At 39.8% G+C, this 2,587-nt stretch carries 3 protein-coding genes; 1 reads left to right on the top strand and 2 read right to left on the bottom strand.

Annotated features, from left to right (window positions below; translation table 11 throughout):
• The coding region (locus K6G87_RS00835; RefSeq protein WP_296832573.1) for a hypothetical protein at nucleotides 1-286 on the top strand (286 nt) is incomplete at its 5' end.
• A 221-nt stretch (nucleotides 287-507) separates the two neighbouring features.
• On the opposite strand, the gene K6G87_RS00830 is transcribed toward K6G87_RS00835, so the two are convergent.
• Both K6G87_RS00830 and K6G87_RS00825 read right to left on the bottom strand, forming a co-directional pair.
• A complete protein-coding gene (locus K6G87_RS00830; protein WP_296832570.1) occupies nucleotides 508-1,674 on the bottom strand; it encodes a pyridoxal phosphate-dependent aminotransferase in 1,167 nt (388 codons plus the stop codon).
• Between the two features lie 43 nt (nucleotides 1,675-1,717).
• The gene (locus tag K6G87_RS00825) at nucleotides 1,718-2,206 is read right to left on the bottom strand and encodes an Lrp/AsnC family transcriptional regulator (protein WP_296832567.1); all 489 of its coding nucleotides are present in this window, start codon (nucleotides 2,204-2,206) and stop codon (nucleotides 1,718-1,720) included.
• Nucleotides 2,207-2,587 lie beyond the last annotated feature (381 nt).

Genomic DNA, 2,587 nt, shown 5'->3' with positions numbered 1-2,587 from the left:
TAACATTTTCCTGTTTTTTCTAAATGCCATGCTTTGCTTCCATGCAGCATGCCTCCATGTAAAACTCGCAGGACGATTCGAAAGTCTTGATAGTCAATATTCACTATGGTGCTTCGCACCTACAACAAAAAGGAATGAACTTCCGAGCTTGCTCGGAGATTCATTCCTTTTCGTTGTAATATGCTCGCAAAGCGAGCTAGTGAATATTGACATTACTAAAAATATAATCGTCCTGCTCAGACATACATTCCGGCATGCTGGAAGCAAAGCTTATGGCATTAAGTAAAAACAAGGAAAATATTAAATTCCTCCCCTGGCGGTATGTGGCCAGGTCCTTAGCACAGGAGCGAGTTTGGCAGCGCGGCATATGTTTTTGGAAAAAGCCCCATTGTCCGATTGTTTTGAGGTGTGAAGAACGAAGGGGACTGATCACTGCTGGCGGAAGGAGCGGGTTTTGAGGGCAAAAAATCCCGCAGCGCGGCACGTGTACGCGGTGCGGGGATGTTATTATTTGGTGGGAAGGCCTGAAATGAAGTGTTTGAGTCTGTCCAGAGCTTTTTTGAGGTCTTCCAGAGAGTATGCGTAGGATATTCTTATGAAGCCTTCGCCGCAGTCTCCAAAGGCTGTTCCTGGGACTACTGCAAGCCTTTCCTGTTCCAGGAGCTTCATGGCAAAATCATCTGATGAAAGACCAAACTTTTTGATATTTGGGAATACATAGAATGCGCCGTATGGTTCGAAGCATTTTATACCAATTTTATCAAATTCATGAAGAAGGTATTTACGTCTTCTGTCATATTCTTTTCGCATAATGGCAACATCTTCATCACCGTTTCTGAGTGCTTCTACACCTGCGTACTGGCTGGTTGTAGGTGCGCACATTATAGCGAACTGATGAATCTTGATCATCTGCTTTATGATATTCTCCGGTCCGCAGGCATATCCAAGTCTCCAGCCTGTCATTGCATAAGCCTTGGAGAAGCCATTTATGTATATTGTTCTTTCTGCCATACCGGGAATTGATATGATAGATACATGTTTTCCCTTATAGGTAAGTTCAGAATATATCTCATCTGATATTACATACAGATCATGTTCTATGATGATCTTTGCAATTGCTTCAAGATCACTCTTTTCCATGATCGCACCTGTCGGGTTATTAGGGAATGGAAGCACTAATATCTTGGTCTTATCTGTAATGCTCTCTTCAAGCTCTTTGGCTGTAAGTCTGAACTCATTTTCTTCTTTAAGATTGATTATGACAGGAACTGCATCTGCAAGGATAGCACAAGGTTCATAAGATACATAGGACGGCTGCGGGATAAGTACTTCATCCCCGGGATTGACCATTGCTCTCATTGCAAGGTCTATTGCTTCAGAGCCTCCGACAGTTATAAACACCTGGCTTGCCTGATCATAGGTTATGCCCTGCGTTCTTTGAACATAATTACTTACTTCCTGCTTAAGGTCTTTAAGACCTGAGTTTGATGTATAAAAGGTTCTTCCCTTTTCAAGTGAATATATACCCTCATCACGTATATGCCAGGGCGTATCAAAATCAGGTTCACCAACACCAAGTGATATTACATCATCCATATCCTGGACTATATCAAAAAATTTTCTGATGCCTGAAGGCTTTATATCTATAACTTTATTAGATAAAGGATTTCTCATTATGGATTTACTCTATTCCTTCCTTTTAATCTTTAGATCATGATCACGGTGATACCTTTTCTCTTGTATCTTCGTACTTGGCTGTAAGTATAGTTCCATGATCTTTGTACTTCTTCAAGATGAAGTGTGTGGCAGTACTCTGAACTGTGTCAAGTACGGCAAGCTTTGTGTTAACAAATTCTGCAACTTCAAGAAGTGTCTTGCCTTCTACGATTACCATAAGGTCAAAAGAGCCGCTCATAAGATAGAGACTTGATACCTGAGGGAACTTATAGATACGCTCTGAAATAGAATCAAAACCCATTCCTCTTGTAGGTGTAACCTTAACTTCAATAAGAGCCATGACCTTCTCAATAGAAGTTTTGGACCAGTCTATCATTGTATGATAAGCGCAGATTATACCCGCATCTTCCATAGCCTTTACTTCATTCGCGACATCTATCTCCGAAGCGCCAAGCGCCGCCGAAAGCTCATCAATGCCGATTCGGCTGTTCTTTTCAATGACTGATAAAATTTCTTCTCTGAGAGCCATGTTTGTCCTTTCTGCCGCTTAATGCGGCCATAACACAAACGTTATGATTTTTATAATATATTTTTATTGTATAGTAACAGAGTTTGCATAAATATTCCATGCTCTTGCATAAGCAAATAATGCTAAGGCATACATGACAAAATTAATCTGTTTATGATTATTAATTTCGCATCTGATATTATACAGGGCTGTTTTTTATCTACTTTATAATAAGGTACCATATCCCTGATATTTATTCGCCTAGTGTGTTGACTCGTTCATCTTTAATCAAATTACGAAGGATATGGATTTATATACAAGGATATAAAATCGAAGGCAATGTAATCATTGTCGAGATTTTATGACGAAGTAGATAAATTCATAGACAAGTAATTTGGTTAA

The sequence above is a fragment of the Butyrivibrio sp. genome (genome assembly GCF_024699075.1).
Note: the sequence above shows the minus strand (reverse complement) of the source record. Positions and strands in the feature narration are given on the sequence as shown.

What these genes read in the sequence shown, in the direction of transcription:
- K6G87_RS00830 (WP_296832570.1), bottom strand. Translation starts at nt 1,674, where the DNA reads ATGAGAAATCCTTTATCTAATAAAGTTATAGATATAAAGCCTTCAGGC.
- K6G87_RS00825 (WP_296832567.1), bottom strand. Translation starts at nt 2,206, where the DNA reads ATGGCTCTCAGAGAAGAAATTTTATCAGTCATTGAAAAGAACAGCCGA.